Origin of the sequence: Immundisolibacter sp. (assembly GCF_050250495.1) — a bacterium.
Lineage (GTDB): Bacteria > Pseudomonadota > Gammaproteobacteria > Immundisolibacterales > Immundisolibacteraceae > Immundisolibacter.
Window position 1 is genome coordinate 36,193 of sequence record NZ_JBFWOM010000016.1, and the last position, 22,007, is coordinate 58,199.

22 protein-coding genes and 1 tRNA gene are annotated in these 22,007 nt (G+C 70.4%); 6 read left to right on the plus strand and 17 right to left on the minus strand.

All coding sequences use genetic code 11. From position 1 onward, the window contains the following. Nucleotides 1-73: 73 nt before the first annotated feature. Genes AB7F93_RS10830 through AB7F93_RS10845 form a run of 4 tightly spaced genes read right to left on the minus strand, consistent with a single transcriptional unit; the run spans nucleotide 74 to nucleotide 3,035 of the window. Nucleotides 74-1,087, minus strand: coding sequence for a hypothetical protein (locus AB7F93_RS10830; RefSeq protein WP_428302921.1), 1,014 nt, complete (start codon nucleotides 1,085-1,087; stop codon nucleotides 74-76). Between the two features lie 18 nt (nucleotides 1,088-1,105). Then, nucleotides 1,106-1,438, minus strand: coding sequence for a HigA family addiction module antitoxin (locus AB7F93_RS10835; RefSeq protein WP_428302922.1), 333 nt, complete (start codon nucleotides 1,436-1,438; stop codon nucleotides 1,106-1,108). Between the two features lie 37 nt (nucleotides 1,439-1,475). Then, nucleotides 1,476-1,751: a type II toxin-antitoxin system RelE/ParE family toxin gene (locus AB7F93_RS10840; RefSeq protein WP_428302923.1), complete on the minus strand. Its 276-nt coding sequence runs from the start codon at nucleotides 1,749-1,751 to the stop codon at nucleotides 1,476-1,478. Between the two features lie 36 nt (nucleotides 1,752-1,787). Beyond that, nucleotides 1,788-3,035 (minus strand): tyrosine-type recombinase/integrase, encoded by a 1,248-nt coding sequence (locus AB7F93_RS10845; RefSeq protein WP_428302924.1) that lies wholly within the window; start codon nucleotides 3,033-3,035, stop codon nucleotides 1,788-1,790. A 147-nt stretch (nucleotides 3,036-3,182) separates the two neighbouring features. On the opposite strand from AB7F93_RS10845, the gene AB7F93_RS10850 reads away from it, so the two are divergent. Continuing rightward, nucleotides 3,183-3,261: transfer RNA gene (locus AB7F93_RS10850), tRNA-Lys, on the plus strand. 212 nt (nucleotides 3,262-3,473) lie between these two features. Here the strand turns inward: AB7F93_RS10850 and AB7F93_RS10855 are convergent. Genes AB7F93_RS10855 through AB7F93_RS10870 form a run of 4 tightly spaced genes read right to left on the minus strand, consistent with a single transcriptional unit; the run spans nucleotide 3,474 to nucleotide 7,179 of the window. Further along, nucleotides 3,474-4,070, minus strand: coding sequence for a class I SAM-dependent methyltransferase (locus tag AB7F93_RS10855; RefSeq protein WP_428302943.1), 597 nt, complete (start codon nucleotides 4,068-4,070; stop codon nucleotides 3,474-3,476). 18 nt (nucleotides 4,071-4,088) lie between these two features. After that, on the minus strand, nucleotides 4,089-5,330 hold the full coding sequence (locus AB7F93_RS10860; RefSeq protein WP_428302925.1) for a glycosyltransferase: 1,242 nt from the start codon (nucleotides 5,328-5,330) through the stop codon (nucleotides 4,089-4,091). Beyond that, nucleotides 5,327-6,367, minus strand: coding sequence for an S-methyl-5-thioribose-1-phosphate isomerase (gene mtnA / locus AB7F93_RS10865; RefSeq protein WP_428302926.1), 1,041 nt, complete (start codon nucleotides 6,365-6,367; stop codon nucleotides 5,327-5,329). The genes AB7F93_RS10860 and mtnA overlap by 4 nt, the downstream gene beginning before the upstream one ends. Then, nucleotides 6,364-7,179, minus strand: a complete 816-nt coding sequence (locus AB7F93_RS10870) for an arylamine N-acetyltransferase family protein (RefSeq protein ID WP_428302927.1) — start codon at nucleotides 7,177-7,179, stop codon at nucleotides 6,364-6,366. Before AB7F93_RS10870 ends, mtnA begins: the two co-directional genes overlap by 4 nt. Nucleotides 7,180-7,235: 56 nt before the next feature. Between AB7F93_RS10870 and moeA the strand changes: the two genes are divergently transcribed. Then, nucleotides 7,236-8,501, plus strand: coding sequence for a molybdopterin molybdotransferase MoeA (gene moeA, locus AB7F93_RS10875; protein ID WP_428302928.1), 1,266 nt, complete (start codon nucleotides 7,236-7,238; stop codon nucleotides 8,499-8,501). Nucleotides 8,502-8,522: 21 nt separating this feature from the next. Here moeA and AB7F93_RS10880 read toward each other — a convergent pair whose 3' ends face one another. Continuing rightward, nucleotides 8,523-9,353 (minus strand): NAD-dependent epimerase/dehydratase family protein, encoded by an 831-nt coding sequence (locus AB7F93_RS10880; protein ID WP_428302929.1) that lies wholly within the window; start codon nucleotides 9,351-9,353, stop codon nucleotides 8,523-8,525. A gap of 160 nt (nucleotides 9,354-9,513) precedes the next feature. Between AB7F93_RS10880 and gstA the strand changes: the two genes are divergently transcribed. Beyond that, nucleotides 9,514-10,125, plus strand: coding sequence for a glutathione transferase GstA (gene gstA, locus AB7F93_RS10885; RefSeq protein ID WP_428302930.1), 612 nt, complete (start codon nucleotides 9,514-9,516; stop codon nucleotides 10,123-10,125). Nucleotides 10,126-10,226: 101 nt separating this feature from the next. Here the strand turns inward: gstA and purL are convergent, their stop codons facing one another. From purL to dapA, 5 genes are read right to left on the minus strand one after another with little or no spacing between them, the layout of a single operon-like run. Beyond that, nucleotides 10,227-14,132 (minus strand): phosphoribosylformylglycinamidine synthase, encoded by a 3,906-nt coding sequence (gene purL / locus AB7F93_RS10890; protein ID WP_428302931.1) that lies wholly within the window; start codon nucleotides 14,130-14,132, stop codon nucleotides 10,227-10,229. A 2-nt stretch (nucleotides 14,133-14,134) separates the two neighbouring features. Then, nucleotides 14,135-14,863, minus strand: a complete 729-nt coding sequence (gene purC / locus AB7F93_RS10895) for a phosphoribosylaminoimidazolesuccinocarboxamide synthase (RefSeq protein ID WP_428302932.1) — start codon at nucleotides 14,861-14,863, stop codon at nucleotides 14,135-14,137. Between the two features lie 29 nt (nucleotides 14,864-14,892). Continuing rightward, on the minus strand, nucleotides 14,893-15,660 hold the full coding sequence (locus tag AB7F93_RS10900) for an MBL fold metallo-hydrolase (protein WP_428302933.1): 768 nt from the start codon (nucleotides 15,658-15,660) through the stop codon (nucleotides 14,893-14,895). Between the two features lie 6 nt (nucleotides 15,661-15,666). Next, the gene (gene bamC / locus AB7F93_RS10905) at nucleotides 15,667-16,332 is read right to left on the minus strand and encodes an outer membrane protein assembly factor BamC (protein WP_428302934.1); all 666 of its coding nucleotides are present in this window, start codon (nucleotides 16,330-16,332) and stop codon (nucleotides 15,667-15,669) included. Between the two features lie 14 nt (nucleotides 16,333-16,346). Further along, nucleotides 16,347-17,222: a 4-hydroxy-tetrahydrodipicolinate synthase gene (dapA, locus tag AB7F93_RS10910; protein WP_428302935.1), complete on the minus strand. Its 876-nt coding sequence runs from the start codon at nucleotides 17,220-17,222 to the stop codon at nucleotides 16,347-16,349. 101 nt (nucleotides 17,223-17,323) lie between these two features. Between dapA and AB7F93_RS10915 the strand changes: the two genes are divergently transcribed. Then, nucleotides 17,324-17,791: a peroxiredoxin gene (locus AB7F93_RS10915; protein ID WP_428302936.1), complete on the plus strand. Its 468-nt coding sequence runs from the start codon at nucleotides 17,324-17,326 to the stop codon at nucleotides 17,789-17,791. On the opposite strand, the gene yihA is transcribed toward AB7F93_RS10915, so the two are convergent. Then, on the minus strand, nucleotides 17,778-18,422 hold the full coding sequence (gene yihA, locus AB7F93_RS10920; protein ID WP_428302937.1) for a ribosome biogenesis GTP-binding protein YihA/YsxC: 645 nt from the start codon (nucleotides 18,420-18,422) through the stop codon (nucleotides 17,778-17,780). The genes AB7F93_RS10915 and yihA overlap by 14 nt on opposite strands. A gap of 172 nt (nucleotides 18,423-18,594) precedes the next feature. On the opposite strand from yihA, the gene AB7F93_RS10925 reads away from it, so the two are divergent. Further along, nucleotides 18,595-19,200 (plus strand): c-type cytochrome, encoded by a 606-nt coding sequence (locus AB7F93_RS10925; protein WP_428302938.1) that lies wholly within the window; start codon nucleotides 18,595-18,597, stop codon nucleotides 19,198-19,200. Nucleotides 19,201-19,225: 25 nt separating this feature from the next. Next, nucleotides 19,226-19,849 carry a thiol:disulfide interchange protein DsbA/DsbL gene (locus tag AB7F93_RS10930; protein WP_428302939.1) on the plus strand — a complete coding sequence of 208 codons (624 nt, stop codon included), beginning with the start codon at nucleotides 19,226-19,228 and terminating at the stop codon, nucleotides 19,847-19,849. Nucleotides 19,850-19,918: 69 nt separating this feature from the next. Here the strand turns inward: AB7F93_RS10930 and AB7F93_RS10935 are convergent, their stop codons facing one another. Together AB7F93_RS10935 and AB7F93_RS10940 are read right to left on the minus strand one after the other, a co-directional pair. Further along, nucleotides 19,919-21,019, minus strand: coding sequence for a zinc-binding dehydrogenase (locus tag AB7F93_RS10935; RefSeq protein ID WP_428302940.1), 1,101 nt, complete (start codon nucleotides 21,017-21,019; stop codon nucleotides 19,919-19,921). Continuing rightward, on the minus strand, nucleotides 21,016-22,007 hold a 992-nt coding region (locus AB7F93_RS10940), incomplete at its 5' end, for an aldehyde dehydrogenase family protein (RefSeq protein ID WP_428302941.1). The genes AB7F93_RS10935 and AB7F93_RS10940, both read right to left, overlap by 4 nt.

Genomic DNA, 22,007 nt, shown 5'->3' on the forward strand with positions numbered 1-22,007 from the left:
TTGGACTTTCGGGCGCGGGTGTGATAGAGGCGCCACCCGGGTCGGGTGGCGGGCTTGAGGGCGGCGCGGGCGGCTAGATCGGCGCGGGACCGTCGGTGATGCGCCGCGCCCATTCCTCCAGGCACAGCGCGGCCACGTGGCCAATCAGCAGGCCGCGGAAATGCCGCGGGTAGATGTTGTGAAGCAGTGCGTCCTGATCGTTGTCGGCGTGCAGCTCGTTCCGGGGCCGCTTCAGGCGGCGGCCTGGCCGATGCCGCAGCGCATCCTGATCGTCGCCGACGCGCCGGCCGTGGGCGGCGCACAGTTCATCGCTGGGGAAGAACTGCTGCTCTTTCGGCGGGTCGGTCGGCCACTCGCCGTAGCGCTTGGCGATGCGGTCCAAGGTGTCCGTCAGGTGGTTGGCCGTCCAGGCAAGGCAGGCGGACGGCGCGGCAAGGTCGGGGTGCGCCCGGCGCCAGTCGTGATGAATCAAGCGCCAATCGTAGGCTTCACGTGCAAGGGCGCGGTCGCGCTCGGCGTGGCGCCACGGGTCGCCGCCCCGTTTGCGCCGGGTGTAGTCGGTGCCGGTTTCCACGCTCTGAGCGGCGTAGGTGCGCAGGTGGTCCGGTAGCAACAGGCCGCCCGCGTTGTGCTGGCGGATGGCGCTTTCGAGGGCCGCGGCGGTGGCGGTGTCGCCGAGATTGGCGGCCCGGTGCACGGCGAGCCAGCACGGTGTTTCGCGCAGGTGGCCCAATCGTTCCCAGACGGCGCCAGCAAACAACCACGCATCGGGGCCGGCCGGGTCCGGTTCGGCGCACAGGGCGGTTTCGGTGATGTGCAGCACCCAGTTTACGTAGTCGAGTACCTCATCGAGGCCGTCGCTGGCTGTGCGGACGGTGTAGGGATCGATCCATGCCGGGCGGGCGGCGACACGCGGCGACGCGGGCGGGCGCGGCGTGGCGGCTACGGCGCGCGCTGGTGCCCTAGCGCGCGGGCGGGCAGGCGGCGACGCGGGCGGGGTAGCGGCGGGCCGGTCCGGCGCGGGCAGGCGGCCGGCGAGGTGGAGATTGACGGCAGCAGCGACGGCGTCGGCGGGGAGCTTGGACACGCGCGGGGCCGCTGCGGGTCAGGCGGCTTGATCGTGGGGCGCCGGCTCGATCAGCGCCAGCTCGTCGCGCAGGGTGCGTTCTGCCCGCCACAGGTCGAAGTCGGCCTGCATGCGCAGCCACAGGCCGGCGCCGTTGCCGCACAGCCGGCCAAGGCGCAGCGCCATTTCCGGCGACACGCCGATTTCGCTCGCCAGCAGGCGGTGCAGCGTGGCGCGCGACACGCGCAGGCGCCGCGCCATGTCGGTGACGCTGAGACCGAGCGCGGGGCGCACGTCGTCGCGCAGGATTTGGCCGGGGTGAACGGGCCGCATGCGGGGCGTCGGGGTGGCGGGATATTCCGGGGCGTTCATGGGATTGTCCTCTGGTGTGGTCGGGCGCAGGCGCGGGCTAGTGGTACTGCTCCAGGTCCACGCGCCATGCGTCGCCGTCGCGCCACTCGAAGGTAATGCGCCACGGGCCGTTCACGGCGATGGCGTGCCGCTTGGGGCGCCCGTGCAGGCCGTGCAGGCGCCAGCCGGGAAGGTCAAGGTCCGTGAGGCTTTGCGCGTGCTGCAAGGCGCCCAAGCGCGCCCGGCAACGCTCCACGAGGTCCGCCCGCACGCCGCTGGCGTCGTCGTGCTCAAACAGTGCGGCCAAGCCTTTGTGCCGGAAGCTGCGGATCATGGCGGGCAATGTAGCACGCCATGCGACAGGCCGGGACTAAGCGGGAATGATCGGGGCGCCTCTGCGGCGCAGCGCAACGACGTTGCTGCGCTGGTGGCCCGTCACAAGCCGGTCGATCTCGGCCGCCCACGCGTCCAGCGCCTGGCGCTTCTCGGCGTCGTAGCTGTGGCGATCGTAAATGCCGCCGACGGTCTGGTCCTTGTGGTTGAGCACCTTGTCGATGATGAGGCGGTTGAAGCCGAGCGCCGACAGGCGGGTGCCGACGGTTCGGCGGATGTCATGCACATTCGGATGCTCCGGCCCGAACAGGCGGCGCATGGCCTGCTGCAAGCCGAAGGTGGTCATGGCGCCGCTGCCGCGGGCGGCGGGGAACAGCCACGTGCCCGACCAGCTTTCGGCAAGCTGCGCGGTGACCAGCTCGACCGCGGGGTCGGTAAGCGGCACGGTGTGGGCCATGCGGTTCTTGCTGCGCGCGGCCGGCAGCAGCCAGCGCCGGGCGGCAAGGTCGATTTCCGCACGGGCGATGCCGACCACCTCGCCCGAGCGGGCGCCGGTCAGCAGCAGCAGGTGCAGGGCGCGCAGGGTGGCGGGGTTCATGCGCCCGCGGTCGGCCTGCCACAGGGCGACGATTTCGGCGTCGGTCAGCACGCGCTCGCGCGGGGTTTCGCGCGCCTGGCGGATGTGTGTCACGGGGGATTGCTCGGTGACGCTGCGCTCGACCGCAAACGCGAACATCTTGCGCACCACGGCGAGCACGCGGTTCGCCAGCACCGGCACGCCGCGGTCGCGCAGGCCGTCAAGCAAGGCCACGATGTCGCGCCGGTGCACGGCGTCGAGCTTGAGCGCGCCGATGACCGGCAGCACTTCGCGGTTCAGCAGGCGCTGATCTTCGGCCCACGTGCGCTTGTGCGGCTTGGCGTGGCGCTCGATGTACTCGACGGCGAACTCGGCGACGGTCGGCATGCGGCGGCGCTCGGCCTTGGCCTGCTGCTCGGCGGCGGCCGGGTCGGTGCCGGCGCGGGCCTTGCCGGCGGCCTCATGCGCAAGGCGGCGGGCCTCGGCCAGCCCCACGGTGGCGGCATCGCCAAGCGTCAGCACCCGCACCTTGCCGGCGAGCTTGAAGCGGTAGATGAAGGAACGCTTGCCGCTGGCGAACAGGCGCAGGTAAAGGCCGGGCGTGCCGTCGTCCTTGATGTCCTGCTGGCGCTCGCCTGGGGCGATCTTGAGCCGCGCGACGGCGGCGGCGGTGAGCTTCATGGATGCCTGCCCTGTCAGTTTGTCCATAACCGCGCGAATATCAGCGTATTGCGCTGCGGTGACCGCTGCGGTGACCTTTCGACAGGGTAATGGGCGAAACGGGTTGAGACAAGGCGAGACAGTGAAACCGGAATATCTGCGCTATTTCAGCGCGTTGCGGCCGATTCAAAAAACGGGGTGGAACGGCGAAAAACGGCTTCTCGTGTGACTCTTAATCAGCGGGTCGTAGGTTCGAGCCCTACGCGGCCCACCATTTAACTCGACGGCGCAGGAGGATGCTCTCCTGCCTCCGCCCTCTGGCGATCGCAAGATCGCCCGCGCGCCTCATGACTCCCCGGTGTCAGCTCAGCCCGTTTTCGGGTGGGTGGCGCGACTCGGGTTCAGGACGTAGATCAGCGTCGGGAACACGCGCCGGAATCGCGCGTAGACCGCATCCGGCACACGCTTCAGGACGGTGCGATACAGCTAGGCGCCCGGACGCTCCAGCTCGAACGTCGTCCGCAGGGCTCGACCGTGCTGCTGGACGAAATCGAACCCCGCCTCGGCCAGCAGCGGCTCCAGTTCGCGCACGCTGAGGGGGCGACAGTCGTAGTCATCGCCGCGCCGCCGCCAACGCAGGTAAGGCGTGCGCCAGGCTACCGGCAGCCAGCTCAGGAAGGCCAGGCCGTAGTGCGGCTCCACCGGTTGCCAGCGGTTCGGCACGGCGAGGTAGCCCAAGCCATCCGGTTTCAGAACGCGCCGTAGCTCGGCCAGATGCCCGCGCTGCGCGGCGCGATCGCCGACGTGCTCGATGACGTGATTGCTGATCACCACGTCGAACTGGCCGTCCGGGAACGGCAGTTGAATGTCGCTGACTTGGGTGAATCGATACCCGTCGTGGATCTGCCGGCTGTCGTTGACGTCGACGGCATCGACCTCGAAACGCCGGCCGGGGTGCGTGCCGAAGTGGTGGGCTATGCCGCCGGAACCGGTACCGACTTCCAGCAGGCGCACAGGGTGAGCGGCCGCAGCCAAGCCCAGTAACGCCTCGATCTTGCGCGCCTTGGCGTTGCGACCGGTCAGATCGAGCGCCGCGTGGCATTACACCTTCGTTTCGCTCACCCGCTCGCCGCTACGCGCCAATCGATCGAGCAAGTCGGCATAGCGACGACTGACCGATTCCCACCCGAAACGCTCAAGCACGCGGACCCGGGCTGCGGCGGCGCGCTGAGCGGCGCCGTCGGTGTCGTCGAGCACGCGAGCGATGGCCGACGCCAGCGCGTCGGCGTCGGCCGGCGGCACCAACAACGCGGTTTCGCCGTCAAGCGCTATGTCGTTGATGGCCGGCAGGCGCGAGGCGACGACCGGGCAAGCACAGCCCATGGCCTCGACGATGACCAGCCCGAAGCCTTCCTGGTCTCCATCTACGGCCACCACCGACGGCACGACGGCCACGGCGGCCTGCTGGAACAATCCTGCCAAGCGCGTGTGCTCCACCGCGCCCATGAACGTGACGTGCGCCCCGATACCGAGTTGCGCGGCATGGGTTTGCAGGGCGCCGCGCAGTGGGCCATCACCCGCAATGATGAGCGTCACCGCCCTCCCCGTCGCGCGCAACCTGGCTACTGCATCGAGAAGGTGAACCACGCCTTTTTTTTCCACCAGCCGACCGGCGAACAGCAGTGTGTCGGGCGCCCGCGCGGGCTGTTCGGGCGGCGTGAAACAGCCGCCTAGATCGGTGCCCATCGGCACCACGTCGACCACCCGCCCAGGGCGCAGGGCCAGCACCGCCTCGCGCATGGCCTCACTGACCACCGTAACGGCTGCACTTTGGGCGAGCACCCGGCGCTTCAGGTGCGTCGCCAGCGGCCCACGCAACCCGAACAGATCGCCACCGTGGCTGGTGCACAGCATCGGCACGCGCCGCGGCGCGCCGGCCAGCAGGGCGGCCAGACCCTGCGGGATGATCCAGTGCGCATGCAGCACGTCGAACCGCTGGCGCGCCAGCAGCCGGCGCAGCGCCCAGGCTTGGGCTGCCAACAGGCACGGCACCAACAACAACCGCCACGGCCGTTCGCGCAGGCGGGCCAGGATGCCGCCGTCGTAGGCGAGTTGCTGCAACCGCTCCGGCGCGTACCGGAACCGGTGCACGTGCACGCCGTCCAGCGTTTCCTCGCGCCGCGCGCCGGGCGCGTGCGGTGTCAGCACGTGCACCTCGAACTGCTCGGTGAGACGACGCGACAGCTCGTACACGAACGGCGGCTCGCGGTCCCCCGCCCAGCGCGGGAAGGTGGACGTGAGCACCAGCAGGCGCGGCCTGACGCCGCCGGCCGTCGGGCTCACCGCCCCGCCGTGCGCAGAAACGCCGCCATGCGCGCCGCGTCCGGCCGCTCGATGACGCCGTGCTCGCAGACGATGACGTCGATGAGCCCGGCCGGCGTCACGTCGAACACCGGGTTCCAGGCCGCGAAACCGGCCGGCGCCACCGGCTGGCCGGCGAGCTGCGTGAGTTCCTGCGCCGGGCGTTCCTCGACCTCGATGGCGGCGCCGTCCGGCGTCACCGGGTCGAAGGTGGACAACGGCGCCACCACCATCACCTTCGCGCCATGGGCGCGGGCGGCGAGCGCCGCGGTGTAGGTGCCGATCTTGTTGGCGGTGTCGCCGTTGGCGGCGATGCGGTCGGCGCCGACGATGAGCCAGGCCGGACGCAGGCGCGCGAACAGCCACGCCGCGGCGCCGTCCACCACCAGCCGCGCCGGGATGCCCTCCTGTTGCAGTTCCCAGGCGGTGAGGCGCGCGCCCTGCAGCCAGGGCCGGGTTTCGTCCACGAATACCTCGGCGATGCGGCCCTGCGCGTGGGCGGTACGGATCACGCCAAGCGCCGTGCCGTGCCCGCCCGTGGCCAGCGCGCCCGTGTTGCAGTGCGTGAGCACGCGGCTGCCGGGGTCGATCAGCGCCGCGCCGTGCGCCGCCATGGCGTGGTTGGCAGCGACGTCCTCGTCATGGATGGCGCGCGCCTCGGCGAGCAGCGCGCGTTCCGGGTCGCCGGCGATATCGGCGAACTGTCGCGCCATGCGGTCGAGCGCCCAGGCGAGGTTGACGGCCGTCGGCCGGGCGGCACGCAGATACGCCATGTCCGCCGCGATCGCCCCGCGCCAGCCGTCACCCGCTGCCGCGTACGCGTCGCGCGCCGCCAGCGCCACGCCGTAGGCCGCCGCGATGCCGATGGCCGGCGCGCCGCGCACCACCATGTCGCGGATGGCGTCCGCCACCGCGCCGGCACTGGCGCAGCGCAGCCAGGTCTGCTCGGCTGGCAAGCGGCGCTGGTCCAGAAGGTCGAGCGCACCGCTGTGCCAGCGCAGGGCGGTGACGGCGCTCATGCCTGTCCCCGCGTGGCCAGCGTGTCGACCAGCGCGGCCACATCAGGCGCCGGCAGGCCGATACCGTCCACCAGCACCGCGGCGAGTTCCACACGATCCGTCACGCGCCGTGTGGTCGCCGCCGCACCGCGGTCCTCGGTGAGCTCGTTGCCGATCAGGATCAGCCGCCGCTCGGGCGCGAGCCGGTGCGCGATCAGGCCCTGCACAAAGCGCGAGTCTGGGTGCGTCGAGACGTAGTGGTTGGCCATCTCGTAGTCGGCGGGCGCCTGCGCCTGCAGGGTGAATTCGTACAGGCTCTCCCAGGTATCGGCGCCGGCCTGCAATTGCCACGTGTCGTCCAACCCGGCCAGCCGATACCGCCAACCGAACTGCGGCTGCGCCAGGTCTGGCTCGAACGCCAGCGGCAGCAGAGGCCCCATCCCGCCAAAGCCGACGTCCGCCAGCCAGGCCCGCCCGCCGGCCTCGACGCGCAGCAGCATGTGCGTGCGCGGCAGCACACGCTGCGTGCGCCACACCACGCGCGCGGCGAGACGCTGCACGGCAAAGCCGAGCTGCTCCAGCACGGCGGCGAAGAGGTGGTTCTGCTCGAAGCAATATCCGCCGCGGCCGGCGGTGACGAGCTTTGCGAACAGGCTATCCGAATCGAGGCGGATGGGCCGCCCGAGCAGCACGTCGACGTTCTCGAACGGAATGTGGCGCACGTGCGCGAGATGCAGGTCCGCGAGCGTCTGCGGCGAGGGTTCGGTGCCGCCGGCGTAGCCGATGCGGGCGAAGTAGCGGTCGAGATCGATGCGGTTGCCGGCGTGGGACACGGCGCGGGCTCACTAAAATGGCGGTCCGGCATCTTAACAAGCCAGGATCAATCGCCATGGACCGCCCTGCCCCGCCCGACTGCACGCCCGAGAGCCTTGGTTTCGAGGCCGCGCTCGCGCAGGTGCTGGGCACGGTGACGCCGCTACCCGGCAGTGAGACGGTGACGCTGGAAGACGCGCTTGGCCGCGTGCTGGCGCTGCCGCTGATCGCCGGCATGGACTTGCAGCCGTGGCCGAACTCCGCCATGGACGGCTACGCCTACGCCGTTGCCGATACCGAGGCGGCCATTGGCGCCGGCCTTGTGCTGGCCGGCACCTCGCTCGCCGGGCATCCGTTCGCCGGCCGGCTCGGCCACGGCCAATGCGTGCGCATTCTCACCGGCGCCATCCTGCCGGACGGCGCCGACACGGTGGTGATGCAGGAGCAGGCGACGGTGGTTGACGGCCGCGTGCGCGTGCAGCGCGCGGTGCCCGTCGGCGCCAACGTGCGCGCGCCCGGCGAGGACGTGCGCGGCGGGCAAGCCGTGCTGCCGGCCGGCAGTCGCCTCGGCCCGGCGCAGATTGCGCTCGCCGCGGCGCTCGGGCAGGCCACGGTCACGGTGCACCGGCGCCCGCGCGTGGCGCTGTTCACCAGTGGCGACGAGCTCACGCCGCTCGGGCAGCCGCTTGGGCTGGGCGGCATTTACGACAGCAACCGCTATCTGCTGCGCGCCATGCTGCAGGAGCTGGGCGCCACGGTGGTGGACCTGGGCATCGTGGCGGACGACCCGGCCGCCGTGAGGGCCGCGTTTGCCGCCGCGCGCGACCGGGCCGACGTGGTGATCAGCTCCGGCGGCGTGTCGGTGGGCGACGCCGACTACGTGCGCGACGTGTTCGCCGAATTCGGCGACATCCACTTCTGGCGCATCGCCATGAAGCCTGGCCGGCCGCTGGCCTTCGGGCGCCTGGGCGACACCTGGTTCTTCGGCCTGCCCGGCAACCCGGTGTCGACGGCGGTCACGTTTCACGAGTTCGTGCGCCCGGCGCTGCGGCTGCTGGAGGGCGAAACGCCACCGCCTCCACTTCGGTTCGACCTGCCGCTGCTCGAACCGCTGCACAAGGCGCCCGGCCGGCTCGATTTTCAGCGCGGCATCGTTGGACTGGGGCCCGAGGGGCGTCCTGGCGTGCGCAGCGCCGGTGCCCAGGGCTCGCACGTGATGAGCAGCCTCGCCGCGGCGAATTGCCTGCTGGTACTGCCGGCGGACAGCGGCGACTTGCCGGCTGGTGCCGTGGTAACGGTGGAACTGCTGCCGTGGCCCAGCACGCCGGTTGCAAGCGACTGACGCCGTGCCGCCACGCCCCGATCAGCCAAGCACCGCCCGGTAGCCCTCCCGCCAGGTCGGGTACAGAAAGCGAAAACCGCTCGCCAGCAGGCGGGCGTTGCTGCAACGACGGTTCGCACCTGCCGCCGGCGCACCCGTGCTGACCGGCGCTGGCGCGCCGATCCACTGCGCCAGTTCGCGCAGCAGCGCGGCGTGGTCGGTCGGCTCGCCATCGACGCCGAGGTACAGCGGTGCGGGCTCGGCGAGCGCCAGCAGGTGCACGATGGCGCGCGCCGCATCGTCCCGATGCATGCGGTTGCTCCACCGCGACGGCCCCGGCGGGATCGTCGCCCGGCCTTCGCGCAGGCTACGCAGCAGTGGCCCCTCACCCGCGCCGTACAGCCCCGCCGGGCGCAGAACCAGTCCCGGCAGGCCGCTGTCGCGCAGTCGGGTTTCGGCTTGCAGCAGGGCTTCGGACTGGGCGTCGTGCGGGGTGACTGGCGAATCTTCGTCCACCCACTGCCCGTCCCGCTGCGCGTAGGGGCGCGTGCTGGTCACCAGCAGCACCCGTCGCGGTGGCTCGCGCGCCGTGGCGAGCGCCGACAGCAGATTGCCCCAGCCGGTCTCGTACACGCGCCGATAGGCCGCCGCGTCGCCGGCATCCGGCGCCGCGCAGAACACCACCTGGTCGACCGCCGGCACGGACGGCGCCGCGGCGGCCAGGTCGACGCTCAGCGGCTCGATCCCGATGGGCAAGCCACCCGCGCGGCGGCGCAGGCCGATCACGCGACGGCCCGACGCCACCAGCAAACGCCCCACGCGCTGGCCAAGATCGCCGCAGCCGGCGATCAGCACCGCCGCTGAATCAGCCAAGCGCAAACCCGCCCGACAACGCAGCACGCCCGTCATACGCCTGGGTTACCCTTTCGGTTGGAGGAGCTGGGGACCGCGCCACGCGCCGGCCCTGCCTTTCCAGTCTGCCGCCGCGCGTGCCGCGCGGCGGCCTCGAATCGACGATCATGAGGAGCGTTCCATGAAGCTGTATTACTTCCCCGGTGCCTGTTCGATGGCCGCGCACATTGCGCTGCGCGAAGCGGGACTGAACTTCGACCTCGAAAAGGTCGATCTCATGGGCGGCGGCAAGACCGAGTCCGGCGCCGACTATGCCAGCATCAACCCCAAGGGCTACGTGCCGGCGCTGAAGCTCGACAACGGGCAGGTGCTGACCGAGGTCGGCGTGGTGATGCAGTACATCGCCGACCAGAAGCCGGGCAGCGGCCTGGCGCCCGCGGCCGGCACAATGGAACGCTACCGACTGATGGAGATGCTGAACTTCATCACCAGCGAGCTGCACAAGAACTTCACGCCGCTGTTCAACCCCGCCGCCAGCGCCGAGGCCAAGGAAGCCGCCAGCGCCAACATCAAGAAGCGCCTGGCGTACCTGAACGACCAGCTGGCCGGCAAGCAGTACCTGCTGGGCGACACCTTCACCGTGGCGGACGCCTACCTCGCCACCATCCTCGGCTGGTGCCAGTTCGTGAAGTTCGACATCTCGGGCTATCCGAACATCGGCGCCTTCGCCGGCCGCGTCATGGGTCGTGCGTCCGTGCAGGAAACGATGAAGGCCGAGGGCCTGATGGGCTGATCGCCCCTCACCCGACGACGCACGAAAACCGGGCCCGCCTCGCGGCGGGTCCGGTTTTTTTTGTGCGCGAAAACACTCGGTCCGGCTATTGGTTCAGGCGATCAGCCGGCCGCCACCCAGTCGTAGGCGTTGTCGAAGAGCCGCAGCCACGGCCCGTCCTCGCCCCAACCGTCCGGGTGCCACGAGTGCTGCACGGTGCGGAACAATCGCTCCGGATGCGGCATGGCGATCAGCACCCGGCCGTCGGCCGAGCTGAAGCCGGTCACGCCGCCCACGGAGCCATTGGGATTGGCGGGATAGCGCTCGGCGATCGCGCCGTGGCCGTCCACGTAGCGCAGCGCGGCCGGCGTGGGCGCGCCGGTGAACTGCGCCCTGCCCTCGCCGTGCGCCACCACGATGGGCAACCGTGCGCCGGTCATGCCGCGCAGCCACACGCTCGGGCCCGCCACCACCTCGACCAGCGCGAGACGCGCCTCGAACTGCTGCGAGCGGTTGCGCACGAAGCGCGGCCAGCCGTCGCTGCCGGGAATCAGCTCCGTGAGCTGCGACAGCATCTGGCAGCCGTTGCACACGCCGAGCGTGAGCGTGTCCGGCCGCGCAAAGAACGCCGCGAACTGCGCGCGCGCCCGCGCGTTACCGAGAATCGCCTGCGCCCAGCCGCGCCCGGCGCCGAGCACGTCGCCGTAGGAAAAGCCGCCACAGGCCGCCAGCACGCGGAACTCGTCGAGCGTGCGCCGGCCCTCCAGGATGTCGCTCATGTGCACGTCGACCGGCGTGAAGCCGGCGCGCTCGAACGCGGCTGCCATTTCGAGCTGGCCGTTCACGCCCTGCTCGCGCAGGATGGCAACGCGCGGCCGCGCGCCGGTTGGCCGCGCGCTGCGGACGGCGAACGGCAGGTGCACGGTGAGGCCAGGATCGTCCGCGTCGAGCAGCGCGTCGTATTCCGCGTCGGCGCAGTCGGGATCGTCGCGGCGGCGGGCGATGGCGTGCGAGGTGGCGGACCACAGCCGGTGCAGTTCGACCCGCGGGGCGTCGATGAGCACCCGCCCGCCGTGGCGCACGGTGATGTCGCCGCCGGCACGCGGCGCACCGACATCGACCAGCAGGTCGCGGATGCCGCACGCGCCGGCCAGATCCTGCACGCGGGCCAGATCCGCCGCGCGCACCTGCACCACGGCGCCCACTTCCTCGTTGAACAGCGCGCGCAGCGCGTGGCCGCCGGCGTGGTCAAGATCGATGTCGAGCCCGCAGTGGCCGGCAAACGCCATCTCGCACAGCGTCGCCCACAGGCCGCCGTCGGAGCGGTCGTGGTAGGCCAGCAGCCAGCCGCGGCCGGCCGCCTGGCGCACAAAGCGGAACAGGCCGGCCAACAGTGCCGGGTGGTCGAGGTCCGGCGGCGTGGAGCCGGTGGCGCCCAGCACCTGCGCGAGCGCGCTGCCGCCCAGGCGCCCGCGCCCGGCGCCAAGGTCGATCAGCAGCAGGCGGCTGTCGCCGGCGTCGAGACGCAACTGCGGCGTGAGCGTGGCGCGCGCGTCACCGACCGGCGCGAACGCGGTCACTACCAGCGACACAGGCGACACCACGGCCTTGTCCGTGCCGTCGGCATCGCGCCAGGTGGTCTTCATGGACAGCGAGTCCTTGCCGACCGGGATGGCGATGCCGAGTGCCGGGCACAGCTCCATGCCCACCGCGCGCACGGCGGCGTACAGCGCCGCGTCCTCGCCGGGCTCGCCGGCTGCGGCCATCCAGTTGGCGGACAGCTTGATGGCGGGCAGATCGGCCACGTCGGCGGCGGCGATGTTGGTGATCGCCTCGGCGACGGCCAGGCGCGCCCCGGCCGCCGGGTCGAGCAGCGCCACCGGCGTGCGCTCGCCGATCGCCATCGCCTCGCCGGTGTGGCCGCAGTGGTCGGACACCGTCACCGCCACGTCCGCCACCGCCACCTGCCAGGGGCCGACCAACTGGTCGCGCGCCGTGCGCCCGCCGACGGTGCGATCGCCAATGGTGATGAGGAAGCGCTTGTCGGCCACCGCCGGTAGTTGCAGCACGCGCCGGGCGGCGTCGGCGATGTCCACGGCGTCGAGGTCGAACGGCACCGGCGTCGGCGGCAGCGTGCGCACGTCGCGGCGCAGGCGCGGCAGGCGGTCGTGGCCGGTCTGCGTCGGTGTGGATGGCGCCGCGGCGCCCTGACCGAGCAGCGAATGCAGCTCGACGTCCACCAGCGTGCGGCCGTCACGATGGTCGTACAGGCGCAGGCCGCCGTCGCTCGCCACCGTGCCCAGCACCGCGAACGGGCAGCGCTCGCGCGCGCAGATGGCGGCGAACTGCTCGCGCCGGTCGGCGCCGATCACCAGCACGTAGCGCTCCTGCGCCTCGTTGCACCAGCGTTCCAGCGGCGACAGGCTGGGGTCCGCACTCGGCACGGCGGCGAGGTCGAACACGCCGCCGCGGCCGTCGGCATCGACGATTTCCGGCACGGCGTTCGAGAGCCCGCCGGCGCCGACGTCGTGGATGGCGAGGATGGGATTGCCCGCGCCAAGCTGCCAGCAGCGGTCGATCACTTCCTGCGCGCGGCGCTGCATTTCGGGATTGCCGCGCTGCACGGAGTTGAAGTCGAGTTCCGCCGTGTTGTCGCCAACGCCCAAGGACGACGCCGCGCCGCCGCCGATGCCGATGCGCATGCCGGGCCCGCCGAGCTGCACCACGAGCCCGCCCACCGGCGGCAGCTCCTTGTGCACCTGCTGCGGCACGATGTTGCCCATGCCGCCGGCCAGCATGATCGGCTTGTGGTAGCCGCGAACGCGCCCACCGACAGTCTGCTGGTAAGTGCGGAAAAACCCGGCGAGGTTCGGGCGGCCGAATTCGTTGTTGAACGCAGCAGCGCCGATCGGGCCCTCGATCATGATGTCGAGCGCGCTCACGATGCGCTCCGGGCGGCCGTAGGGCTGCTCCCAGGGTTGCGGCAGCTCCGGCAGTTCAAGGTTCGACACCATGAAACCCGCCAGGCCCGCCTTCGTGAAGGCGCCGCGCCCGGTGGCGGCCTCGTCGCGAATCTCGCCACCCGCACCGGTGGCGGCACCCGGGAACGGCGCGATCGCCGTCGGGTGGTTGTGCGTCTCCACCTTGGCCAGGATGTGCGCGTACGTTTCGAGCGGCCGGTATTCGCGCGTGTCGGGATCGACCACCAGCAGCCGCGCCGGCGAGCCTTCCAGCACCGCGGCGTTGTCCTTGTAGGCCACCAGCGTGCCCTGCGGGCTGCGGCGATGCGTGTGGCGGATCATCTCGAACAGCGACAGTTCCTGCGCCACGCCGTCGATGAGCCACTCGGCGTTGAAAATCTTGTGCCGGCAGTGCTCGGAGTTGACCTGCGCGAACATCATGAGTTCGACGTCGCTCGGGTTGCGACCCAGGCGCGCGAACCAGCGTTCGAGGTAATCGAGCTCGTCGGCCGACAGCGCGAGGCCCCAGTCACGGTTGGCGCCTTCGAGCGCCGCCCGCCCGCCGCCGGCCAGATCAACCTCCACCGGTGGCGCCGGTGCCGGCGCCTCGAACAGACGCGCGGCCTGCGCGGCGTCGGCGATCACGACCTCGGTCATACGGTCGTGCAGCAGCGGCGCCGCGGCGGCAAGCTGCGCGGCGTCGGGCACGCTGTCGGCAAACGTCAGGCGATAGCGCACGCCGTGCTCCACGCGCCGCACGCCGGCGAGACCGCACACGGCGGCGATGTCAGTCGCCTTGCTGGACCAGGGCGTCTGCGTGCCCGGACGCGGCAGTACCAGCAGCTCGCCCGGCGCCAGCACCAGCGGCGCGGGCGTGGCCGGCAGCAACGCGGCCAGGCGGTCGAGATCGACGCCGCCGGCAAGGTCGGCCCCCAGGTCGGCCAGATACACGGCGTCCGCCTGCACGCCGGTCAGCGCCGGCAGGCACGCCCGGAGCGCGTCCTGCAGGCGCGCGAGACGAAATTCGCCGAGCGCCGGCGCGCCGGTCAGGAACGCAGGCTGTGTCACGCTCACCCCCCCGCCGGCAGGTCCACGCCGAGCCGCCGGGCGACTTCCTCGTAGGCTTCCACCACGCCGCCGAGATCACGCCGGAAGCGGTCCTTGTCGAGCCGCTCGCCGCTGGCGGCATCCCACAGCCGGCAGCCGTCGGGCGTGAACTCGTCGCCCAGCAGCAGCTCGCCGCCGCAGCGGCCGAATTCGAGCTTGTAGTCCACCAGCGTGATGCCGGAGGCGGCGAACAGCGGCTTCAGCACCGCGTTCACCTTGAGGCTCAGCTCGCGCATGCGCGCGAGGTCCTGCGCGCTCGCCCAGCCGAAGGCGAGCGCGTGGTCCTCGCTGATCATGGGGTCGTGCAGCGCGTCGTTCTTCAGGAATAGCTCGTACAGCGGCGGGTCGAGCGCGAGGCCTTCGGTCACGCCAAGCCGCCGTACGAGACTGCCGGCGGCCACGTTACGCACCACGCACTCCACCGGCACCATGTCGAGCCGGCGCACCAGGCTCTCGTCGGCCCCCACCACGCGCACCAGATGCGTCGGCACGCCGGCCGCCGCCAGCTTGCCCATGATGAAGGCGTTGATGTGGTTGTTGACCAGGCCCTTGCGGGCGAGCGCGGCCTTCTTCTCGCCGTCGAAGGCGGAGGTGTCGTCGCGATAGTGCATGAGCAGCAGGTCCACGTCGGCGGTGGCGTAGACGGTCTTGGCCTTGCCTCGGTACAGCTCGGCGCCGTGCGGGTAGCTCATGGGCGGATTCCGTGTGAGAGAGAAAAACGTCAGGCGAGCGCGCGCCAGTCGAGGCCGAGATCCTGATCGGCGACGCCGATCCAGGCCGCGCTGCAACCGAGCGCATCGGCGATGGCGGCGCGGGCCAGAGCCGGGCGGTTATTCTGCTCGCTCAGATGCGCCGCCACGAAGTGCTGCAGGCGCCGGTTGCCCAGGCGCCCAACGAAGGCCGCCGCCGCGTCGTTGGACAGATGCCCGAAATCGCCGTCCACGCGCCGCTTGAGCGCCGGCGGGTACGGGCCACCGAGCAACAGCTCGCGGTCGTGATTGCACTCGAACAGCAGGCCATCGCAGTCCGCGAGCACGCTTTGCATGTGCGCGGTGGTGTGGCCGAGATCGGTCACCGCCGCAAACCGCCGCGCACCGTCCGACAGCAGGTACTGGCAGCTCTCGCGCCCGTCATGCGGCACCGGAAACGGCGTGATGTGCAGGTCGCCGATCGACCACGGCGCGTGGCAGTTGATGCTGTGCACCTGCGGCAATTCGCCCACCTGCGGCGCAAGCGCCGCGAGCGTGCCGGGCGTAGCCCACACCGGCAGACGACCGGCCCGCGCAACCGGGCCGACGCCGGCCACGTGGTCGCCGTGCTCGTGCGTCAGCAGGATGGCCGTCACATCGGACAGGTCCAGATCGACGCGCCCCAGGCGCCGGCGCGTTTCCGCGAGCCCGAACCCGCAGTCGATCAGCAGCGTGGTCGCACCCGCCTGCACGACGGTGGCATTGCCCCGACTGCCGCTGCCGAGCGAGGCAAAGCGCATGAAGTGCTAGTCGAGGTTCTGCTGAATCTTGCGCAGGATGTCCTCGGCGATCGGCGCCGTGACCAGCTTTTCCTTCTCGTCGAACACCAGCACGTTGGTCTGCTCGCCTTCGGATTGCAGCAGCACCAGGAAGCGGTCCCTGGCGCTCGTCTCGTCGCTGCTCCAGAACATCAGCGTGCGCGCCACGCGCCCACGCGGCTTGCTGTGCTTGTAGTCGACGAAGTACAGGCCGCGCGACCGGTCGCGGTCGTCCACCTTCATCTCGGCCGCCTCGATGGCCTTGCCGACGGTGCGCCACGCGCGCGAGAAGTCTTCCGGCACCACCAGGCGCGGCGCGCCCTCGGTGCCTTTTTCGATGCGGGCGACCGCCGGCTGTTGAACGCCCGCGTCACCTGCCAGCTGCTCGGGTGGCGGCGCTGCGCCCGCGCCCTCCCCGTCGGCCGCCCGCGCGCCGGCGGCACCGTCGTCGACACCCGGCACGACCAGCGCCGACGAGCCACCCGCGCCGGTGAGATCCGGCGGCATTTCGAGTGGCGGCAGCGCCTCGGCCTGCCCGTACTGCTGCTCCTGCGGGTCGTGACTGAGCAGGCCCGAGAACGCCCCACAGCCACCCAACAGGGGCACCAGAAGCGTTGCGATCAGGGCACGGGACGAGCGACCGGAAAACTGCATGAAGCCTCGCGAACTCACAGAAGGGAAGCCGCGCGCAAGGCGGCGCGGAGCGTGTCGTGATAGGCGACTGACAACGGCGTCAGCGGCAGGCGGATGCCGGGCTCGATCAGTTCGAGCGCCGTCAGCGCCCACTTCACCGGAATCGGGTTGGCCTCGACGAACAGGTCCCGGTGCAGCGCCTGCAGCGGCGCGTCGAGCCGCAGCGCGAGCTCGCGGTTGCCGGCCAGCGCCGCTTCGCACATCGCCGCCATGGCCTTGGGCGCCACGTTGGCGGTCACGGAAATCACGCCGCGATAACCGCGCAGCATGAGTTCGCAAGCGATTGCGTCCTCGCCGCTGAACAGCCAGAAATCGGCCGGAACCCGTTGCAGCAACTCCGCGCCACGCTCCAGGCTGCCGGTGGCATCCTTCAGGCCCACGATGTTCGGAATCTCGGCCAGGCGAAGGACGGTGTCGGTCTGGAGGTCACACGCCGTGCGCCCCGGCACGTTGTAAAGAATCTGCGGAATCGCCACCGCCTCGGCCACGGCCCGAAAGTGCCGGTACAGGCCTTCCTGCGGCGGCTTGTTGTAGTACGGCGTCACCAGCAGACACGCGTCGACGCCCGCGTCGGCCGCCGCGCGCGTGAGCTCGATCGCTTCGCTGGTGGAATTGGCGCCGGTGCCGCCGATGACCGGGATGCGTCCCTCGACCAGACGCACCACCTCGGCGATCACGCCGATGTGCTCGTCGTGGTCCAGCGTGGGCGACTCGCCGGTGGTGCCGACCGCCACGATGCCGTGCGTGCCGGCCGCGATGTGGAACTCGACCAGCCGTGCCAGGGCCGCGTGATCGATCGCCCCGGACGCAGTCATGGGGGTGACCAGGGCGACAACGCTGCCGTGGATCATGCAAAAGTCCGGCTGGAAAAGTCGGGTATGGTACTGACCGGCCGCGCCGGCTGACAACCTCAGCCCGACGCCCGACCCCCATTGAACCTGCGGAAAACCTCATGACCGAGCCCGCCATCGGCGCCCCCGCGCCCGCATTCAGTCTGCCGGCGAGCGGCGGGCGCACCGTCAGCCTGGGCGACCTGCGCGGGCATCCGGTGGTGCTGTACTTCTACCCCAAGGACAGCACGCCCGGCTGTACCCAGGAGGGCCTGGACTTTCAGGCGCTGACGAGTGAATTCACGGCGCCGGGCGCGGTGATCCTCGGCGTGAGTCGCGACTCGGTGACGAGCCACGACAGGTTCCGCGCCAAACAGGGCTTCACGTTCGACCTGCTGTCGGATGCCGACGAGACCGCCTGCCGCGCCTACGACGTGATTCGCGAGAAGAACATGTACGGCCGGACCGTGCTCGGCATCGAGCGCAGTACGTTTCTCATCGATGCCACAGGCGTGCTGCGCGCGGCCTGGCGCAAGGTGAAGGTCAAGGACCACGCCCGGGCCGTGCTCGGGGCGCTCAGGGCGCTGTGACGGCGCCCGCGGTTTCCGCTGCGCTGCCGTCCAGCCACGCCCGCACGAGTTCACGAATGGCCTGCGCGCCATCGCCGTTGAGGTTCGACAGCGGCAGCGGCGGCAGCACCGAGTATAGCCCTGCGAGTTCCTTCGCCACCTCGCGCAGTGCCTTGTGCAGCGCGCCGCGGGCCAGCTTGTCGGCCTTGGTCAGCACCGGCTGCACCGGCAAATCAAGTTCCGCCGCCGCCTGGATGAGCTGACGATCGCCCGCCTGCAACGGGTGGCGTATGTCCATGAACAGCAGCAGCCCGCGCAGGCTTCGGCGGGTGGCGAAATAGTCCGGGATCACCTCGCCCCAATCGCGGCGCCGGGCGGCGGAGGTGGCGGCATACCCGTAGCCCGGCAGGTCGACCAGGCGGCGCGCGTCGTCGATGCGAAAGAACAGCAACTCCTGCGTGCGCCCCGGCGTCTTGCTGACGCGCGCGAGCGAACGCTGGCCGGTGAGCGTGTTCAGCGCGCTGGACTTGCCGGCATTGGATCGTCCCGCGAAGGCGACCTCGGCGCCCTCGTCCGGCGGCAGGTGATCGAGCGTTGTCGCCGAGCGCCAGAAGCGGGCCCCGTTCAGCGGGTTGGATAGGGAGTCGGTCATCGGCGCTCTGCGGCAGAAAAATCCGGTCAAACGGCCACGCTGCCGCGCATCGCGGGCAGGGAATGGCCGGTGAGTGTGCTGCTAGAATACCGCCCCGTTTGCGCCGCCCCCGACGACGGGCGCGGCACATCGATACCCAATTTCAACCAGTATGCATATCGGGAGTCTGCGGATGCGAGGCGGCAAGTGGATTGTGGTGGCGTTCGCCCTGACGGTAGCGGGCGGCGCGCAGGCGGCGGGGGATGCCGCCGCCGGACAGCAGAAGTCGGCCCCCTGCCAGGCATGCCACAGCACTGACGGCAACAGCGCGGTCGGCATGTACCCGAATATCGCCGGCCAGCATGCGAGCTACACGGTGACGCAGCTGAAGGCACTGCGCGACGGCACGCGCAAGGATCCCGTGATGTCGCCGATGGCGGCCAACCTGAGTGATCAGGACATCGAGGATCTGGCCGCGTTTTATGCCGGACAGAAGGTGAAACTCGGCAGCGTGCCGGACGACAAGGTCGCCGCCGGCGCACAGCTGTATCGCGCCGGCAACAGCAACACCGCCGTGCCGGCCTGCATGGCCTGCCACGGCCCGGACGGCAAGGGCAATGCGCCTGCCGGCTGGCCGGCGCTCGGCGGTCAGCATCCGGAGTACATCGCCAAGCAGCTCAACCTGTACGCGAGCGGCGAGCGCAGCACGGACCTGAACAACATCATGCGGGACATCGCGGCGCGCCTGAGCAAGGCGGAAATCGACGCCGTGTCCCAGTACGTGTCCGGGCTGCACTGATATAGACGTCTGTCGGGGATCGACGATGCGCGTACCGCTCCTGAAGAGCTTGTTTGCGTTGCTGCTGGGCGTGCTCGCGGTCGGCGGCGCCACTGCGGAGCCTTGGGTGGCGCTGCCGCAAGCCCAGCCCACGCGTAACCCGGCCCGGGTCGAGGTGATCGAGTTTTTCTGGTACGGCTGCCCGCACTGCTACGACGCCGAGCCGCGCGTGGCCAGCTGGCTCAAGAAGCAGCCGGCCGAGGTCGAGTTTGTGCGCATGCCCGCCATCTTCAATCCGCGCTGGGCGGTGCTGGGGCGCGCCTATTACGCCATGCAGCACCTGAAACTCGGCGACAAGGAGCACCGGGCGCTGTTCGACGCCATCCACCGCGACCGCAAGAACCTGAACGACGAGGCCAGCCTCGCCGAGTTTTTTGCAACGCTTGGCGTGCCGGCAGAAACGTTCCGCGCCGCGTTCAACGACTTCGACGTCGACGGCAAGGTCCGACGCGCCAACCAGATGACGTCCGCCTACGGCCTGGAGGGTGTGCCGGCCTTCATCGTGAACGGCAAGTACCGCATCGACGGGACCATCGCCGGCAGTGAGGCGGGCATGTTCGAGGCGCTCGACCAGTTGGTGGCGCAGGAACTGAGCAGCCTCAAGAAATAAAAAAGGCCGCTATCCCCGTGCGGGGCCCGCACGGGGATAGCGGCCGCATGCTTCCCCTCCCCCTCCTTCTTATTGCTTGAACGGATCCACCACCGGCTTGATTTCCTCCAGCCGGTGCATGCGCTCCATGGCGGTCGGAATTTCCGCCAGGCTGTAGGTGTCGCCGAACAGCCGCTCGAACGGGAACCTGTCCTTCTGCGCGGCCAGAAACGCCAGCGCCTCGCGGTAGTACTCGATGCCCGCCGAGCGGATGCCGTGGACGCTGATCTGCTTCATCACAAACGCCATGCCGGGGATCTGCGCCGGCTGCGGGTCACCCGCACCGATCACGACGATGCGCCCGCCCATGCGCGTGATGCCGATGGCCTCTTCGAGTGCATGGTGCGAGCCCGAGCACTCGAACACCAGATCCGCGCCGCGGCCGTCGGTGAGGCTGCGCACCAGTTCCGCGCGCTGTTTGGCATCGGTCTTGTCGATGTTGCACACGGCGTCCGCCCCGAAGGCGGTGGCGACTTCGAGGCGCCCGTCCGGCGCGCCGAAGCAGATCACCCGCCGGGCACCGAAGGCGCGCGCCGCCGCCACGCCGTACAGGCCCACCGGCCCGCTGCCCTGCACCAGCACGGTTTCCGCCGGGCGGATGCCGCCGGCGCGCGCCGTGGCGTGCATGATGGTGCGCAGCGCGCAGCTCGCCGACGACGCCCAGTGGCTCGGCACCTCGTCCGGCACGCGCACCACGTGGCAGTCCGGCAGGATGTAGGCGTACTGCGCAAAGCCGCCCAGCAGGTGCGGCGCCTTGCCGCAATCGGCGTAGCCGTAGGGCGTGAAGTTGGTGCACAGCGTCGGCTGGTGCGCCACCACGCAGTAATAGCACTTGCCGCAGTAGGCGTAGGCCCAGATCACCCGGTCGCCGGTGGCGAGCGGCGCGCCGGCCACGTCGACCGTGCGCCCGGCGCCGAGCTTTTCGATGATGCCGACCATCTCGTGGCCCAGGATGGCCGGCGTCTTCGACACCGGCTGCAGCAGGCCCATGTGCACGTGGTGATCGGTGCCGCAGATGGTGGCGCGGTCGATCTTGACCACGATAGCGCCGGGCTCCGGCTCCGGCACGTCGAACTCGCGGACTTCGAGCGGTTCCTTGTAGGCGGCGCACACCAGAGCCTTGGCTTTCATATCAGGCGAATCTCCACGTTTTTGCGCCCCTCGGCGCCGAAGTAATGCACGGCCTTCAGCTGCGTGAATGACACCAGCTCCTCCAGCGTTTCTTCCTGTCCGAGCCCTGAGTCCTTCTGGCCGGCGAAGCCGAAGCCCGGGAAGTGCTTCGACGAGCCGTTGATCCACACCGTACCGGAGTCGACCCGGCGCGCGAATTCCATCGCCGTGTCGAGGCTGGCCGTCCACACGCTCGCGGTGAGGCCGTACTTGACGGCGTTGATGTCGGCGAGCATCTGCGCCTCGTCATCCCACGGGATCAGCGCCAGCACTGGCCCGAACACCTCCTCGCGGAACAGCGTGTGCTCGCGCGTGACATCGCAGAACACCGTCGGCGGCACGTAGAAACCCTTGTCGAATGGCGGCGTGGTCAGGCGCGCGCCACCGGTCAGCAGCGGCAGGCCCTCGCGCTTCGAAACCTCGATGTAGTGCATGGTCTTTTCGAACTGCTGCGGCGTCGACAGGCCCGCCATCAGCGTGTCCGGATCCTGTGGCTCACCGATGCGGATCGCCTCGCAGGCAGTCTTGATGGCGGCCTTGGCCTCCTCGTACAGCGACCGATGGATGAAGATGCGGCTGGTAGACCCGCAGCTCTGGCCGGCGGTCTGGTAGAAGTTCATGCCGTGCACGGCGGACGTGAAGGCCTTCTCGGCGTCCGCATCGGGGTAGATCACCATCGGGTTCTTGCCGCCAAGCTCGAAAGTGAAGTCCTTGATGTGCCCGGACTCGGCCGCGATGCGGTAGAAAGCCAGCGCGGCGTTCTTGCCGCCGGTCAGCGTGATGCGCTTGATGTCCCGGTGGCCGACGATGGCCTCGCCGACCGGCCGGCCGCCGGTGAGCACCTGGATCAGCCCCGGCGGGATGTGCGGGGCGAGAATCTCGCCGATGCGCAGCGTCGACAGACTCGTGTGCTCGGACGGCTTGATGATCAGCGCGTTGCCCATCAGCA

Bases quoted from the DNA above. Each gene is read 5' to 3' on its own strand.
- AB7F93_RS10835 (WP_428302922.1), bottom strand. From the start codon at position 1,438: ATGAACGCCCCGGAATATCCCGCCACCCCGACGCCCCGCATGCGGCCC.
- AB7F93_RS10840 (WP_428302923.1), bottom strand. From the start codon at position 1,751: ATGATCCGCAGCTTCCGGCACAAAGGCTTGGCCGCACTGTTTGAGCAC.
- AB7F93_RS10845 (WP_428302924.1), bottom strand. From the start codon at position 3,035: ATGGACAAACTGACAGGGCAGGCATCCATGAAGCTCACCGCCGCCGCC.
- mtnA (WP_428302926.1), bottom strand. From the start codon at position 6,367: ATGAGCGCCGTCACCGCCCTGCGCTGGCACAGCGGTGCGCTCGACCTT.
- moeA (WP_428302928.1), top strand. From the start codon at position 7,236: ATGGACCGCCCTGCCCCGCCCGACTGCACGCCCGAGAGCCTTGGTTTC.
- gstA (WP_428302930.1), top strand. From the start codon at position 9,514: ATGAAGCTGTATTACTTCCCCGGTGCCTGTTCGATGGCCGCGCACATT.
- purC (WP_428302932.1), bottom strand. From the start codon at position 14,863: ATGAGCTACCCGCACGGCGCCGAGCTGTACCGAGGCAAGGCCAAGACC.
- AB7F93_RS10900 (WP_428302933.1), bottom strand. From the start codon at position 15,660: ATGCGCTTTGCCTCGCTCGGCAGCGGCAGTCGGGGCAATGCCACCGTC.
- bamC (WP_428302934.1), bottom strand. From the start codon at position 16,332: ATGCAGTTTTCCGGTCGCTCGTCCCGTGCCCTGATCGCAACGCTTCTG.
- dapA (WP_428302935.1), bottom strand. From the start codon at position 17,222: ATGATCCACGGCAGCGTTGTCGCCCTGGTCACCCCCATGACTGCGTCC.
- AB7F93_RS10915 (WP_428302936.1), top strand. From the start codon at position 17,324: ATGACCGAGCCCGCCATCGGCGCCCCCGCGCCCGCATTCAGTCTGCCG.
- yihA (WP_428302937.1), bottom strand. From the start codon at position 18,422: ATGACCGACTCCCTATCCAACCCGCTGAACGGGGCCCGCTTCTGGCGC.
- AB7F93_RS10925 (WP_428302938.1), top strand. From the start codon at position 18,595: ATGCGAGGCGGCAAGTGGATTGTGGTGGCGTTCGCCCTGACGGTAGCG.
- AB7F93_RS10930 (WP_428302939.1), top strand. From the start codon at position 19,226: ATGCGCGTACCGCTCCTGAAGAGCTTGTTTGCGTTGCTGCTGGGCGTG.
- AB7F93_RS10935 (WP_428302940.1), bottom strand. From the start codon at position 21,019: ATGAAAGCCAAGGCTCTGGTGTGCGCCGCCTACAAGGAACCGCTCGAA.